Source organism: Actinomadura craniellae (assembly GCF_003289645.1).
GTDB lineage: Bacteria > Actinomycetota > Actinomycetes > Streptosporangiales > Streptosporangiaceae > Actinomadura_D > Actinomadura_D craniellae.
On the sequence record NZ_QLYX01000009.1, the window covers coordinates 102,437 to 116,818 of the forward strand.

The following is a 14,382-nucleotide window of genomic DNA, read 5'->3' on the forward strand; positions in this document are numbered from 1 at the left end:
CCCCAGCGACCGAGGTGGACGATGACCACGGAGCCCAGCTACGAGTCCACATTGCGGGAACTCGCCACCGACCGGGGCGTGCTGCGCTACCACGAGGCCGGGGAGGGCCCGCCGCTGCTGCTCCTGCACGGCTCCGGGCCGGGCGTCACCGGCTGGCGCAACTTCCGGGGCAACCTGGCGGCGTTCGCCGAGCACTTCCGCTGCCTGGTGCTGGAACTCCCCGGCTTCGGGGTCAGCGACCCGACCGACCGGCACCCCATGGTCGCCGCGCCCGGCGCGGTGCTCCGCTTCCTGGACGGCCTCGGCCTGCACCAGGTCGACGTGATCGGCAACTCCATGGGCGGCATCGTGGCCGGCCAGGTGGCGATGGCCCACCCCGACCGGATCCGCCGGCTGGTCACCATCGGCGGGCTCGGCGCCAACCTGCTCAGCCCGGGCCCCGGCGAAGGCATCAACCTGCTGATGGAGTTCACCGACGACCCGACCCGCGAGGCGCTGGTCCGGTGGCTGCACTCCATGGTCCACGACCCCGCCCTCGTCACCGAGGAGATGATCGAGGAGCGCTGGGCGCAGGCGACCGACCCGGCCACGCTCGCCAGCGCCCGCAAGATGTACGGGCGGGCGGCGTTCACCGCGCGCCAGGCGGCCATGGCGGCCTCGGACGCCCCGCCCTACTGGGCGATGCTGCACAAGATCAAGGCCAGGACGCTCATCACCTGGGGCCGTGACGACCGGGTCAGCCCGGTCGACATGGCGCTCGTCCCGATGCGCACCATCCCCGACGTCGAGCTGCACGTTTTCCCCAACTGCGGCCACTGGGTGATGATCGAGCAGAAGGCCGCCTGGGAGAGCGCCGTCCTCGCCTTCCTCACCCGGAAGGACGCCGCATGACCTGGGACGCCGAGCACGACTTCCTCATCGTCGGCAGCGGCGGCGGCGGGATGACCGCGGCGCTGACCGCGGCCGACGCGGGACTGGACGTCCTCGTGGTCGAGAAGGGCTCGAAGTACGGTGGCAGCACCGGGATCTCCGGCGGCGGCGTCTGGGTCCCCAACAACGCCACCCTGCGGGCCGCCGGCCACGACGACAGCCGCGAGTCCATCCGCAGCTACCTCGACCAGCTCACCCAGGGGAAGGTCCCCGCCGCCCGGCTCGACGCGTTCATCGACCACGGCCCGGCCGCGATGGACCTGCTCGGCCAGAGCAGGTGGATGCGTTTCTTCTGGGTCAGGGGTTACGCCGACTACCACCCCGAACTGGACGGCGGCCGGCCGCTGGGCCGCTCCATCGAGGCGCTGCCGTTCGACACCCGCAAGCTCGGCGAGGACGAGAAGCACCAGCGCCCCAACAGCATGAAGGGCCCGCTGGGCCTGTGGATCACCGCCAAGGACTACCGCGACCTGGCGATGGTCAAGCGCACCTGGCGCGGGCGCCGGGCCTCGCTGGTCGCCGCCTGGCGGGTCTCCTCCAACGTGGTCCGCCGCCGGCACATGGCCACCGGCGGCCGGGCGCTGGTCGCCCGGCTGCGGATGGCGCTCAAGGACGCGGGAATCCCGATGTGGCTGAAGACCCCCATGACCGACCTGGTCGTGGAGGACGGGGCCGTCACCGGCATCGTGGTCGAGCGGGAGGGCCGCACCCTGCGGCTGCGCGCCCGGTACGGCGTGCTGCTGGCCACCGGCGGGTTCGACCACGACCAGGAGCTGCGCGCCAAGTACCTGCCCGAACACGGGCAGCGGGACTACAGCATGGGCGCCCGGGAGAACACCGGCGACGGCATCCGGGCCGGCGAGCGGGCCGGCGCCGCCCTGGACCTGATGGACGACGCGTGGTGGATGCCCGCGGTCCGGCACCCCGCCGGCGCGACCATCCCGCTGGTCTCCGAGCGGGCCATCCCCCGCTCGGTGATCGTGGCGGCCGACGGGAAGCGGTTCACCAACGAGTCCTCGCCGTACGTGAACTTCGTCCACGACCAGCTCGCCGGCGGGCACGTCCCGGTGTGGTTCGTGATGGACGCCACCGCCCGCGCCCGCTACCCGTTCGCGCAGATCCTGCCGGGCGCGCCGATCCCGCAGGCGTTCTTTGACAAAGGCATCGCGCACAAGGCCGACACCCTCGCCGCGCTCGCCGAGCGGATCGGCGTCCCCGCGGACGCGCTGGCCGCCACGGTCGAGCGGTTCAACGGCTTCGCCCGCACCGGCAAGGACGAGGACTTCGGCCGCGGCGAGAGCGCCTACGACCGCTACTACGGCGACCCCACCCTGAAGAACCCCAACCTCGACGTGATCGACCGGGCGCCCTTCTACGCGTTCCGGGTGGAGGCCGGGGACCTGGGCACCAAGGGCGGCCTGGTCTGCGACGAGCTCGCCCGGGTGCTGCGTGAGGACGGCTCGGCGATCGAGGGCCTGTACGCCACCGGCAACACCTCCGCGTCGGTGATGGGCAACGAGTACCCCGGCCCCGGCGCCACGATCGGCCCCTCGATCGTCTTCGGGTACATCGCCGCCAAACATGCCGCCGAGCGCGCCGCCGGGCGGAAGGCCGGCGCATGACCCTGCCCGGACCGCTGGAGGTGCGCGTCGTCGAGGTCGTCCGCGAGACGGCCGACGCGCGCTCTTTGGTGCTGGAGCCCGTGGGGGAGGGCCGCGACCGGTTCGCCTACCGGCCCGGCCAGTTCCTCACCCTCCGGGCGGGCCGGGTGGCGCGCTGCTACTCGCTGTCCAGCTCGCCGGCCCGGGACGAGAAGCTCAAGGTGACCGTGAAGCGGGTCGCCGGCGGCGAGGGGTCCAACTGGATCTGCGACAACGTCGCCGAGGGCGACGTCCTCCAGGTGCTGCGGCCCGCCGGGACGTTCGTCCCCCGCTCGCTGGACGTGGACCTGCTGCTGCTGGCGGCGGGCAGCGGCATCACCCCGGTGATGTCGATCCTCAAGTCGTGCCTGTACGCCGGGACCGGCTCGGTCACCCTGGTCTACGCCAACCGCGACGAGCACTCGGTGATCTTCCGGGACGAGCTCGTCGCGCTGGCCGGGGAGCACGGCGACCGGCTGACCGTCGTGCACTGGCTGGAGTCGGTGCAGGGCCTGCCCACGCTGAGCGGGCTGCGGGCGCTGGCCCGGCCGTACACCGGCCGGGAGGCGTTCGTCTGCGGGCCCGGACCGTTCATGGACCTGGTGGTGGCGGCGCTCGCCGGGCTCGGCGTCCCGGACGGGCGGGTGCACCTGGAGCGGTTCTCCTCGCTGACCGGCGACCCGTTCACCGAGGAACCCGAGGAGACCGGGGACGCCGGGGACCCCGAGGATGCCGTCCCGGTCGAGGTCGAGCTGGACGGCGAGACCCGCACCGTCTCCTGGCCGCGCGGCCGCCGCCTGCTCGACACGCTGCTCGCGGCCGGGCTGGACGCCCCCTACTCCTGCCGGGAGGGGTCGTGCAGCGCGTGCGCCTGCATCCTGCTGGAGGGCGAGGTGGAGATGGAGCGCAACGAAGTTCTCGACGCGCGCGACCTCGCCGACGGCCTCATCCTGGCCTGCCAGGCCACCCCGGTCACCGACCGGTTCAAGATCACCTATGACGGCTGAGCCGTGCGGCGCCGACCGAAGGAGGTTGGGACAGTGACCAACCAGGTACTCGAAGCGATCGAGCGGCGGGCGGAGGAGATCGCCTCGCTCGGCCCGTCCAACGAGGGGCTCGGCCGGCTCGACGACCAGGCGGCCAAGGTGCTGCGTGAGTCGGGCGCGATCCGGATGCTCCAGCCGAAGACCCACGGCGGCCTCGAACTGCACCCGCGGGAGTTCGCCGAGACCGTCATGAAGGTCGCCAGCCTCGACGGCTCGACCGGCTGGGTGGCGGGCATCGTCGGCGTCCACCCGTGGGAGATGGCGTTCGCCGACCCGAAGGTGCAGGAGGAGGTCTGGGGCGAGGACCACGACACCTGGATCGCCTCGCCGTACGCGCCGATGGGCATCGCCCGGCCGGTGGACGGCGGGTACGTCTTCAACGGCCGCTGGCAGTTCTCCTCGGGCACCGACCACTGCGACTGGATCTTCCTCGGCGGCATGCTCGGCGACGCCGACGGCAAGATGGCCAAACCGCCCACCTCGCTGCACCTGATCCTGCCGCGCTCGGACTACGAGATCGTCGAGGACAGCTGGGACGTGGTCGGGCTGCGCGGCACCGGCAGCAAGGACATCATCGTCCGGGACGCGTTCGTCCCCTCCTACCGCACCCTGCACTACAGCAAGGTGGTGGACGGCAGCGCCCCGAGGGAGGCGGGCCTGACCAACCCGATCTACCACGTGCCGTTCTCCTGCGCGTTCCCGCTCGGCATCACCGCCGCGGTGATCGGCATCGCCGAGGGCGCGCTCGCGCACCACCTGGCGTACCAGAAGGGCCGGGTCCAGATCACCGGCACCAAGAGCAAGGACGACCCCTACGTCCTCTACGCGATCGGTGAGGCGGCGGCGGAGATCGCGGCGTCCCGGGCCGCGCTGCTGGAGAACGTGTCGCGGATGTACGACGCCGTCGCCGCCGGCCGCGAGGTCCCCTTCGCCGAGCGCGCGGTCGGCCGCCGCATCCAGGTCCAGGCGGCCTGGCGCGCGGTGCGCGCGGTGGACGAGATCGTGGGCCGCTCCGGCGGCAACGCGATGCGCATGGACAACCCGATCCAGCGCTTCTGGCGGGACGCGCACACCGGCCTGGCGCACGCCATCCACGTGCCCGGCGCGATCTTCCACTACTCGGCCCTGACCGACCTCGACATCGAGCCCCCGCCGGGCCCGGTCCGCTCGATGATCTGAGCGGACTCTCACTCAGCGGGAGGTCCGGGGCGGCCCCGCCGGGGACTCTGGCACGTTGACGAAGGCAGCACCGGAAGGCAGAGGGGATCGGGACACCGTGGCGCAGATCCGAGGGCTCGGCTACCTGAAGGTCCAGACCCGCGACATCGACCGCTGGCGCGAACTCGCGATCGACGGCCTCGGCTTCGCCGCCGGCTCCGGCCCGGACCCCGCCGGCCTGTACCTGCGGATGGACGAGCGCCGGGCCCGGCTCGTCGTGCTGCCCGGCGATGCCGACCGGGTGCTCGCGGTCGGCTGGGAGGTCCGCGACCAGTTCGCGCTGGCCGCGGTCTGCCGCGCGGTCGAGGCGTCCGGCACGGCGGTCAAGGAGCTGTCGGGCGCCGAGTCGGCCGAGCGGAACGCGGAGCGGGTGATGGCGTTCGAGGACCCGGCGGGCACCCCCGTCGAGGTCTTCTACGGGCCCGCCCTCGACCACAGCCCGGTGATCACCGGGCTGGCGCAGCGGTTCGTCACCGGCGCCCAGGGGATGGGGCACGTGGTGCTGCCCACCCCCCGCATGGACGAGACCTGCTCCTTCTACACCGAGGTGCTGGGTTTCCTGCCGCGCGGCGCGATGCGGCTGGGCGGGCCCCGGGGCCCGCGGCTGCGCTTCCTGGGCGTCAACCAGCGGCACCACAGCCTGGCGGTGGTCCCCGCCCCGCGGTCGGCGGACCCGGGCCTGGTGCACCTGATGGTCGAGGTGGACAGCCTGGACGCGGTCGGCCGGGCACTGGACAACGTGAACCGGCTCGGCTTCTCGATCTCCTCCACGCTGGGCCGGCACACCAACGACAAAATGGTGTCCTTCTACGTGCGGGCCCCCGGCGGCTGGGACATCGAGTACGGCACCGACGGCATGCTCGTCGACGAGACGCACTACACCGCCGAGGAGATCACCGCCGACAGCTACTGGGGCCACGACTGGTCGGGCTCGGAGCCGCTGGCCGTTTTCGCCCCGCCCGCCTGAGGAGGAGCGGCCGTGCCACAGCAGGGGAGCGGGCCGCGTCCGGTCGCCGCCGGTTCGATCGGCCGCTTCGACCACGAGACGGACGTGCTGGTCGCCGGGTTCGGCTGCGCCGGCGGGGCGGCGGCGCTGGAGGCCGCCCGGGCCGGCGCCGACGTGATCGTCCTGGACCGGGCGGGCGGGCCGGGCGGCTCCTCGGCGGCCTCCGGCGGCGAACTGTACCTCGGCGGCGGCACCCCGGTGCAGAAGGCGTGCGGGTTCGAGGACACCGCCGACGACATGTACGCCTACCTGGACGCGGCGCTGGGCCCCGGGGCGGACGCGGAGAAGCTGCGGCTGTACTGCGACGGGAGCGTCGAGCACTTCCAGTGGTTCGCCGACCTGGGCCTGGAGTTCAACGGCAGCCTGCACGACGTCCCGACCTGGCTGACGATGTCCGAGGACGGGCTGATGTGGCTGGGCGAGAACGCCTGGCCCTACGACACGATCGCCCGCCCGGTGCCCCGCGGCCACGTCCCGGCGACCAGGAACTTCGGCGGCTGGCAGATCATGGAGAAGCTCGCCGCCGCCGTCGGCGCGGCCGGCGCGGCGACCCACACCGACACGGCCGCCGGCGCGCTGGTGGTGGACGACGCGGGCCGGGTGGTCGGCGCGGTCGCCCGCCGCTACGGGCAGGACGTCACCTACCGCGCCCGCCGGGCGGTCGTCCTCGCCACCGGCGGGTTCGTCGACGACGAGAAGATGCTCGCCGACCACGCCCCGCACCTGCTCGGCCACGGCAAGGTCAGCGACGGCTCCGACGACGGCAGCGGCATCCGCATGGCCCTGGCGCTCGGCGCCGCCACCCGGAACATGTCGATCACCCAGATCGCGCTCACCGTGCTCCCCGCGTTCGCGGTCCGCGGCATGCTCGTGGACGCCCGCGGGCAGCGCTTCATCAACGAGGACGTCTACCCCGGCCTGTTCAGCGTCGCCGCCGTGCGGCACCGCCCCGCCCCCTACTGGGTGATCGTCGACGAGGAGGGCTACGAGGCCGTCCCCGAGCAGGAGCGGTGGGGGGTCCGGCCGAGCTTCGTCGAGGAGACGCTGCCGGAACTGGAGCAGGCGCTCGGCATGCCCGCCGGGGCGCTGGAGGCGACGGTCGGCGCCTACAACCGGTACGCCGAGCACGGCGAGGACCCCTACTGCCACAAGAACCCCCGCTGGCTGCGCCCGCTGCGCCCCCCGTTCGCGGCGATCGACCCGCGGCTCGGCTTCTTCGGCGCCCCCGGGACGGGCGTCACCGGCTTCACCCTCGGCGGCCTGCGCACCACCGTGAACGGCGAGGTGCTGGACGTGTCCGGATCCACCATCCCCGGCCTGTACGCGGCCGGCCGCACCAGCGCCGGCATCCACGGCCAGGGCTACGTCAGCGGCACCTCCCTCGGCGACGGCACCTTCTTCGGCCGCCGCGCCGGCCGCACCGCCGCCCGCGCCGGCGGCTGAGCGGCACGCCGCGCCGCCGCCCGCGCCGGCGGCTGAGCGGCACGCCGCGCCGCCGCCCGCGCCGGCGGCTGAGCGGCACGCCGCGCCGCCGCCCGCGCCGGCGGCTGAGCGGCACGCCGCGCCGCCGCCCGCGCCGGCGGCTGAGCGGCACGCCGCGCCGCCGCCCGCGCCGGCGGCTGAGCGGCACGCCGCGCCGCCGCCCGCGCCGGCGGCTGAGCGGCACGCCGCGCCGCCGCCCGCGCCGGCGGCTGAGCGGCACGCCGCGCCGCTCAAAAGGCGACCCTCCGCAAGCTCCGTCGCCCCGGCACAGCCCCACCAGCCGCCTCCCCGCGCCGCTGTAAGGGTGATCCTCCGTAAGACGAGCCGCCCCGGCACAGCCCCACCAGCCGCCTCCCGGCGCCGCTTGAAGGGCGATCCTCCGCAAGCCTCCGTCGCCACGTCACGATCAGGGCGGGTCGGCCGGGCGCTCCAAGGTGATCCTCCGCAGGCTCCGCCCCCCGCGGCGCGGCTCCGCACGGCTTTCCACGTCCCGTGAACTCGCGCACTTTTGAAAGTGCTGTGATCCGCCCGGTGTCCCGTGGCGAATAAGGGTCATCATCCGACGCAATGGAGGGACACCTCATGCAGTACCCCTTTCGGTCCCGCAGGCTGCTCACCGCGGTCGCCGCGTTAGTCGCGGCGGTCGGCCTGGTGCCCGCGGTCTCGCCCGCGGCGGCGGCTGTCGCGCCGTCGTCCGGCCACCTCCCGGCACACGTTCCGGCGTACGCCGCGGACCTGCCCGATCTGAGGACACCGCAGGTGGCCTACGACCCTCGGGCCACCCAGTCGGCCAAGGGGGTGGCCGCGCGCGGCACCGACGGCGCCCTGCTGTACAGCGCCCGCTCCGGCACCGGCTTCGCCCCGTTCCAGTCACTCGGGGGCATCATCGTCGGCGACCCGTCCGCGGTGGTCACCGCGAACGGGACCGAGATGTTCGCCCGGGGAACCGACGACCGGGTCTACACCAACACCGTCACGCCCTCCGGCGCGATCACCGGCTACTCGGTGGTGCCCGGCCTGACGGTCACCGGCGAGGTCGAGTCGGTCATCCCGCTCGGCGAACCGCTCAACAGCATCCGGATCTTCGCCCGGGGCCCCGAAGGGGCGGTGTGGACCAACATCCGCCGCAACGGCTCCTGGGCCGGCTGGACCAGCCTGGGCGGGATTATCACCAGCGACATCACCGCCAGCCGCCAGTTCCTCAGCGCCCGCGGCGTTCGCATCTTCGTGCGGGGCACCGACAACCGGGTCTACAGCCTCGACATCGGTCCGAACGAGGTCACGGGGTTCCAGGCGCTGGGCACCCTGCGGGTCACCAGCAACATCGCGGTCACCGACGACACCTCGTTCAACAGCTCCCTGATCATCGCCCGTGGTGAGGACAACCGTCTCTACAGCCGACTGCTGCTCAACGGCGGCGACTGGCAGCCGCTGAACGGCGTGTCGGCCACCAGCGACCCCGCCGCCAGCTTCAACTTCGTCTACGTCCGAGGCAGCGACAACGCCATCTACGCCAGCCAGCGCGACATCAACGGCACGAGCAACTTCTCCCCCTTCCAGCGCGTGGAGGGCCCGGTGACCAGTAACCCGGCCGCCTTCTCCCAGGCACCCAACGGAGGACCGTTCACCCAGTACCTGCTGGCCCGCCAGCCCGACGGCGCCCTCGCCTTCAACATCAGGCCCAACACCGGCGCGACCTTCGGCCCCTTCGGCGGCTACACCCCGATCGCCGGCCCGAACATCGGCTGAACCGGCCAGCAACGCTCCGTGCCCCACCGCCCCACCGCCTCACCCCCCCCGGCGGTGGGGCACGGTACGGCCCCAGGCCATCCCCGGAGCCCCGTCCCCGGCCAGCGCCGGAACGCGGACCCCACCGCTAGGTCCTGTCTCAAAGCGAGGCCGGCAGCCTCCCCGCAGCTACCGCAACGGTTGCGCCCCACACACTCACAGATCCTTCAGCTTTCAGGGCGCCCTGGCGCCTCGAACCCTGAAGGATCTGTGAGTGTGTGGTCGGCGCTGCACATCCTGGAGGCAACGCACCACGCAGCCACTACCGGCACCGCCCTGACGGTTGACGACTGCGTGCCATCGCTCGCTGGAGACCCGAAACCGCACCACTTTGACCTGCGATGATGCACTACCGCCGGACTGCTGCAAAAATCAGCTCCAGCGGCCCGCTGAACCAGCGCTCGACCTGGGACTTTACCCCCGGGCCGCAGATCATCCCTGGAGGGATAGCAACAGCGTGGTCACGAGCTGGTCGCTTTCACTGGTCGCGGGCCGCAGATCATCCCTGGAGGGATAGCAACTCCACGTCCTTGGCGGCCGCCGGCCACTGGGCCGCGCCGCAGATCATCCCTGGAGGGACGGAACGGGGCCTCACCGCTGAGCCAGGTTAGAGGTCCAGGTCTCCGGCCTTCACCTGCTGGACCAGGTGGCGGAACACCGGGCGGTCTACGGACAGTCGCGGGCCGTCCGGCTCCTTGCTGTCCCGGATACCCACCATGCTCCCCAAGGCGGCCAGCTCGACGCATTCTCCGCCGTTGCCAGAGCTGTAGGTGCTCTTGCGCCAGCGGTCGGCGGGGGTGTCGGTCTCGGGCATGGTGGTCTCCTCCGATCAATGGCGTTGCCGCCACTGTACGAAGAGGCCCCCGTCCCGGCCAGCGCCGGAACGGGGGCTTGCCGCCAGGTCAGAGGTCCAGGTCTCCGGCCTTCACCTGCTGGACCAGGGCCTGGACAACCGAGCGGTTTACGGTCAGGTGGCCGGCGTCCGGGTTCTTGCTGTCGCGGATACCGATCTCGGAGCCGAGGTCGGCCAGTTCGACACAGTCTCCGCCGTTAGCGGCGCTACGGCTGCTCTTGCGCCACGTCACGTCCATCGTTCTTCCATCACCTTCCGTATGAGATCGGCGCTCATATCCGAGGGGAGCGCCGCCGCCCTGATGTCGTCGAAGGACTCTTCCAGGGACAGAACGTCCTCGGGGTCTCCCAAAGTAAACCCCCTGGCAGCGGTTTCTGCGTACGCGACCTTGGTCGTATCCCTGAGCGTCGCAATGACGAACGACCCGGCAGTTCCGGCCAAGGGGATCCGAGTCGGCACGATCTGAATCACTACTCGCGAGGACATGGCATCAAGCAGTTTGGCGAGCTGCTCTCTCATGATCTCCTTGCTGCCGACCAGGTTGTGCAGGACTCCTTCGTACATGATCACCGTGAGCCGAGGGGGTGAAGGGTCGTCCCGCGTCAGGATCTCCTGCCGGGCCATTCTGGCGTGGACGGATTCCTCATCGCCCAGCAGGGCCCTGGCGTATTCGGGGGTTTGGAGGAGGCCGTATACAACGAGGCATTGGTAGGTCTGGAGATGGGCTGCTTGGGCTTCGATCGTCGGCCAGTCGAACCAGGTCGGGTAGGCGGCGTCCATAACCAGGTCGTCCCAGAGCGTGACGAGGACGCCCTTCGCTCCCAGGATGGCGTCGAGCGACAGGGCCACCTCACGTCGACATCTGGTCTTACCAAGCTCGACTTGACCTATATAGCTGCCGCTTATGGGTACCTTCGCCCCGACTTGTTCCTGCGTCCATCCCAGTTCCTCGCGGAACTTGCGGAGAGCGTTTCCGAACGCTTTTAGGGCCGGTGACCAGCTACTACGAGGTTTCTTGGGGGGCACACTCCCATAGTCGTACAACCTTGTCCAACCGTCCACAACCAACAGCGATGGTTTTCAACGTGAGTCATCGAGCCGGTGAGGTTTTGTAGGCACTCTGCCTCGTCTGATGCGGAAGATGACGCCAAACAAACGCACGACTATTGCGAGGCGTCGATGAACGAAAAGGATCAGTTCCTGTGGCGGCTCAAGGCCGCCATTGAGACCGATACAAGGTGTTTTGCCACCGTTTTTCATGACCCGCAGGGTTCCGGGCTGCGGGTGGGTGGCACCGGTAAGCGGGTTGTTGTCAGGTGCGGCGAGGGCCCGGCGGCCGGGGGCGGTGGGCTCTGGTACCTGTGGGCCGACGGCAACCCCATCGGCCCCACCGGCAGCCCGGAGTCCGTGGCCCCGGCCGTCATCGCCGAGGTCCACAAGAAGACCGCGGAGGCCGGGCCGTGAGCGACCGGAAGGACCGTGCGACCAGCCTGCCGGAGGGCGGGGCCGACCCGATCCACCTGGACGACGACCGTGTCCACCTGCCCGCCAGGGATGCTTCCGTCAGCATCGCGCGGCGGATCGTGATCCGGGAGGTCTCCTGGGCCGGCCGGGCCGATCTGGCCGACCGGGCGGAGCTGATCGTCTCTGAGCTGGCGACGAACTCGGTCCGGGAGACCCTCCGGGAGACCCGCAGGGCCGATGAGCAGGGCTCCTTCTCCCTGCTGGTGCGGCTCCTTGCCGACAAGGCGGTCCGCATCGAGGTCGGCGACCGTGCACCGGGGGAGCCGACGCCCAGGGAGGCCGCCGCACTGGACGAGGGTGGCCGCGGGTTGCTCCTCGTCGCGGCGATGTCCGACGAGTACGGCTGTGCCCGGCACGAGGGCGGGAAGATCACCTGGGCGGTGCTCAGATGACCGGCCCGGACCTGCACGGCCCAGCGGCCGCGCCGCCGCATCGGCGGGCGGAGGGTGTCACCATCCCCGTGTCGGGCACCGCGCCGACTGGTGCGGTGTCCAACAGCGTTCACCGGGTCTGACCCCGCCCCGGGATGTGATCGTGGAGGATCCGAGGTGCCATGGCACCTCGGATCCTCCACGATCACATCTCAGGCGGACGGCGATGCGGGTGGGCCGGTGAACGTTGCCGGATACTGCGCTGGGTCGGCGGTACGGGCGCCCGGGTGCATTCCGAAAGGGGCGGCCGGGAACCGGGCATCGAACTCGCCGGGCCGTGGCGGTACCGCGCGGGGGTGCGTGGAGCCGTATCGGTGCCGCTGACCTGCCCGAAAAGTGGATCGGGCTGGAGTCGTTCGCCCTCTTTGTGGTGACTGAGAGTAATCAAATGCGTGCGAACAGTCGCTAGAGTGTTCCGGGTCCCGCGGGGGGCCGCGGGGACCGAAAGGAAAGGGGAAGCGCATGCGATCGAAGAAGACGGTGGCCGTCGTGATCGGCGCCGTGGCCGGCGTCCTCGTACCGGGGACCGTGGGCGTGGCCAGGGCCGCGCTACCGGACGCCGGCACCAGCCGTACGCCGACCGCCCAGCGGACCGACATCCCGACGACGCCCGACGACGACCCGTTCAGCTACCTCAACGGGAACGGGCAGAGCCCACTCCCGGGGCAGCTCCCGAACGGCTTCCCGCCGGTGCCCGGCCTGACCCCGCCGTCGGGAGTGCCCTCGGCCCCTGGGGCGGGCCAGGTTCCGGCCTCGGGCGGCCAGAAGGGCTGACGGCCGGCTAGGCCGGATGGAGTGGCCGCCGGCACCTGTGGTGACGAGCCGGCAGGCCGCCCCCGGGCCGCCCGTGCGAGAGCGGGCGGCCCGGGGCGTCCACGGCCGGTCACGGGTCGTCGTCGTCCAGGACGGGCAGCGTCCCGTCCAGCGCCGCCCGGTCGATGGACTCGCGCAGCGCCGTGCAGGTGGTGAACAGCCCGCCGTTCGGGCCGGGCCCGGGGAGGGCCGCCCGCCGCTCCAGGCAGCCGGCCAGGGTGGCCGCGTTCCACTGCACGCTCGTCTGCAACCAGCCCGACTTGCGGGCCAGCACCTCGCCGCCGCACTGCCGGCACCGCACGGGCAGCATCGGGGGGCCGTCGACCAGGCGGTCGTCCTGCCGCGGCACCGCGTCCTCCCTCGGGTCGTTCAGCCGGACCGGTGCTGGGCGGCGGCGGCCCGGCGGGCGAGGTTCTCCTCGACCTCCCGGCGCCACGCCTCGACCGGGCGGGTGGTGTCGAGTTCGTACTCGAAGCGCTCCACCATCTCCGGGGTGACGTCGGCGACGTCCACGTAGAACTGCTCGTACCACCGGCGGAGCTGGTAGACCGGGCCGTCCTCCTCGCACAGCAGGGGGTTGTCGATCCGGGCCTTGTTCTTCCAGATCTGCACGTCCTGCTCGAAGCCGAGCTTGATGAACTGCGCCATGCCGCGGGCGAGCTTCTCGGCCGCGTCCCCCTGCATCCAGTCGCTCCTGCGGACGATGATCCCGTACTGCAGGACGAAGCTGTCCTGGTCGATGGGGTAGTGGCAGTTGATCAGCACCGAGTTCAGGTCGCCGTTCTCGTAGTGGTACGTCAGGTCGTCGATCATGAACGACGGCCCGTGGTAGGCGGCGACCGAGGTGTTGCCCAGCAGCGCGGGCTGGCCCTTCTCCGCGGGGGCCCGGGCGTCCTCCCGGCCGGTGCCGCTCAGGTACTGGTAGGCGGTGTGCCCCTCGAAGACGTTCTTGAAGTGCGTGGGGAACGAGTAGTGCACGTAGAAGAAGTGCGCCATGTCCACCACGTTGTCGATGACCTCGCGGCAGTTGCTGTCGACCCTGGTCTGGTACCAGAGCCAGTCGGTCCACTCGTCGCTGGACGCGCCCTCGATGCGGGGGATGGTGACGTCGGCGGGCGGCGGGTTGCCCTCCGGGTCGTTCCAGACGAACAGCATCCCGTCCTGGTCCATCGTGGGCCAGGCCGCGGTGCGGGCCCGCAGCGGGACGCGGCGGGCGTAGGGGATCTTCTTGCAGCGGCCGTCGCCGCCCCACCGCCAGTCGTGGAACGGGCAGGCGATCTCGTTGCCCTTGACCGTCCCCTGGGAGAGGTCGCCGCCCATGTGCCGGCAGTAGGCGTCCAGCACGTTGAGCCCGCCGTCCGCGCCCTGGAAGACGACGAGTTTCTGGCCGAACGCGTGGACGGTGTGCGGCTTCCCGTCCTGGAAGTCCGCGGAGAGCCCGAGGCAGTGCCAGCCGCGCGCGAAGCGCGCCGGCGCCGCCGCCGCCTCGATGGCGCGGACCGCGTCGTGTTCGGATGGGGCTGCGGACACGATGACCACCCTTCGGAGCCCGGGCTTTCCCAACTTGGGAACGTACGTTCGCGCGGCCAGGGACCGCTCGGCGAGTCCCAGTGGCCGGGATGCCTCGATCCGGACACCAGCCCCGGGGCGC

Annotated in this window: 15 protein-coding genes; 10 read left to right on the forward strand and 5 right to left on the reverse strand. The window is 71.6% G+C overall.

The annotated features are described in order from the left end of the window. The first annotated feature begins 21 nt into the window (after positions 1-21). The 7 genes from DPM19_RS19975 (at position 22) to DPM19_RS20005 (ending at position 9,071) form a co-directional block, all read left to right on the forward strand. The gene (locus DPM19_RS19975) at positions 22-891 is read left to right on the forward strand and encodes an alpha/beta fold hydrolase (RefSeq protein WP_111869477.1); all 870 of its coding nucleotides are present in this window, start codon (positions 22-24) and stop codon (positions 889-891) included. Beyond that, on the forward strand, positions 888-2,552 hold the full coding sequence (locus tag DPM19_RS19980) for an FAD-binding protein (protein WP_111869478.1): 1,665 nt from the start codon (positions 888-890) through the stop codon (positions 2,550-2,552). Before DPM19_RS19975 ends, DPM19_RS19980 begins: the two co-directional genes overlap by 4 nt. Next, positions 2,549-3,577, forward strand: a complete 1,029-nt coding sequence (locus DPM19_RS19985; RefSeq protein WP_199485186.1) for a ferredoxin--NADP reductase — start codon at positions 2,549-2,551, stop codon at positions 3,575-3,577. Before DPM19_RS19980 ends, DPM19_RS19985 begins: the two co-directional genes overlap by 4 nt. A gap of 33 nt (positions 3,578-3,610) precedes the next feature. Further along, a complete protein-coding gene (locus DPM19_RS19990; RefSeq protein ID WP_111869479.1) occupies positions 3,611-4,795 on the forward strand; it encodes an acyl-CoA dehydrogenase family protein in 1,185 nt (394 codons plus the stop codon). Positions 4,796-4,892: 97 nt separating this feature from the next. Next, positions 4,893-5,801: a VOC family protein gene (locus tag DPM19_RS19995; protein WP_111869480.1), complete on the forward strand. Its 909-nt coding sequence runs from the start codon at positions 4,893-4,895 to the stop codon at positions 5,799-5,801. 12 nt (positions 5,802-5,813) lie between these two features. Then, complete coding sequence (locus DPM19_RS20000; protein WP_111869481.1) at positions 5,814-7,283, forward strand: FAD-dependent oxidoreductase; 1,470 nt, start codon at positions 5,814-5,816, stop codon at positions 7,281-7,283. 621 nt (positions 7,284-7,904) lie between these two features. Then, positions 7,905-9,071, forward strand: coding sequence for a hypothetical protein (locus DPM19_RS20005; RefSeq protein ID WP_111869482.1), 1,167 nt, complete (start codon positions 7,905-7,907; stop codon positions 9,069-9,071). Between the two features lie 646 nt (positions 9,072-9,717). On the opposite strand, the gene DPM19_RS20010 is transcribed toward DPM19_RS20005, so the two are convergent. The 3 genes from DPM19_RS20010 to DPM19_RS20020 form a co-directional block, all read right to left on the reverse strand. Beyond that, positions 9,718-9,924, reverse strand: a complete 207-nt coding sequence (locus DPM19_RS20010; RefSeq protein ID WP_111869483.1) for a DUF397 domain-containing protein — start codon at positions 9,922-9,924, stop codon at positions 9,718-9,720. A gap of 88 nt (positions 9,925-10,012) precedes the next feature. Next, on the reverse strand, positions 10,013-10,201 hold the full coding sequence (locus DPM19_RS20015) for a DUF397 domain-containing protein (RefSeq protein ID WP_111869484.1): 189 nt from the start codon (positions 10,199-10,201) through the stop codon (positions 10,013-10,015). Further along, positions 10,192-10,989, reverse strand: coding sequence for a helix-turn-helix domain-containing protein (locus DPM19_RS20020; RefSeq protein ID WP_111869655.1), 798 nt, complete (start codon positions 10,987-10,989; stop codon positions 10,192-10,194). Before DPM19_RS20020 ends, DPM19_RS20015 begins: the two co-directional genes overlap by 10 nt. A gap of 153 nt (positions 10,990-11,142) precedes the next feature. Between DPM19_RS20020 and DPM19_RS35355 the strand changes: the two genes are divergently transcribed. The 3 genes from DPM19_RS35355 (at position 11,143) to DPM19_RS20035 (ending at position 12,692) form a co-directional block, all read left to right on the forward strand. Continuing rightward, complete coding sequence (locus DPM19_RS35355; RefSeq protein ID WP_158566836.1) at positions 11,143-11,427, forward strand: hypothetical protein; 285 nt, start codon at positions 11,143-11,145, stop codon at positions 11,425-11,427. Beyond that, positions 11,424-11,879, forward strand: a complete 456-nt coding sequence (locus DPM19_RS20025) for an ATP-binding protein (protein WP_158566837.1) — start codon at positions 11,424-11,426, stop codon at positions 11,877-11,879. Before DPM19_RS35355 ends, DPM19_RS20025 begins: the two co-directional genes overlap by 4 nt. 501 nt (positions 11,880-12,380) lie before the next feature. Next, positions 12,381-12,692, forward strand: coding sequence for a hypothetical protein (locus tag DPM19_RS20035; RefSeq protein WP_111869487.1), 312 nt, complete (start codon positions 12,381-12,383; stop codon positions 12,690-12,692). A 109-nt stretch (positions 12,693-12,801) separates the two neighbouring features. Here DPM19_RS20035 and DPM19_RS20040 read toward each other — a convergent pair whose 3' ends face one another. Beyond that, positions 12,802-13,080 carry a ferredoxin gene (locus DPM19_RS20040; RefSeq protein WP_199485187.1) on the reverse strand — a complete coding sequence of 93 codons (279 nt, stop codon included), beginning with the start codon at positions 13,078-13,080 and terminating at the stop codon, positions 12,802-12,804. A 20-nt stretch (positions 13,081-13,100) separates the two neighbouring features. After that, positions 13,101-14,261 (reverse strand): Rieske 2Fe-2S domain-containing protein, encoded by a 1,161-nt coding sequence (locus DPM19_RS20045; RefSeq protein ID WP_233510518.1) that lies wholly within the window; start codon positions 14,259-14,261, stop codon positions 13,101-13,103. Positions 14,262-14,382 lie beyond the last annotated feature (121 nt).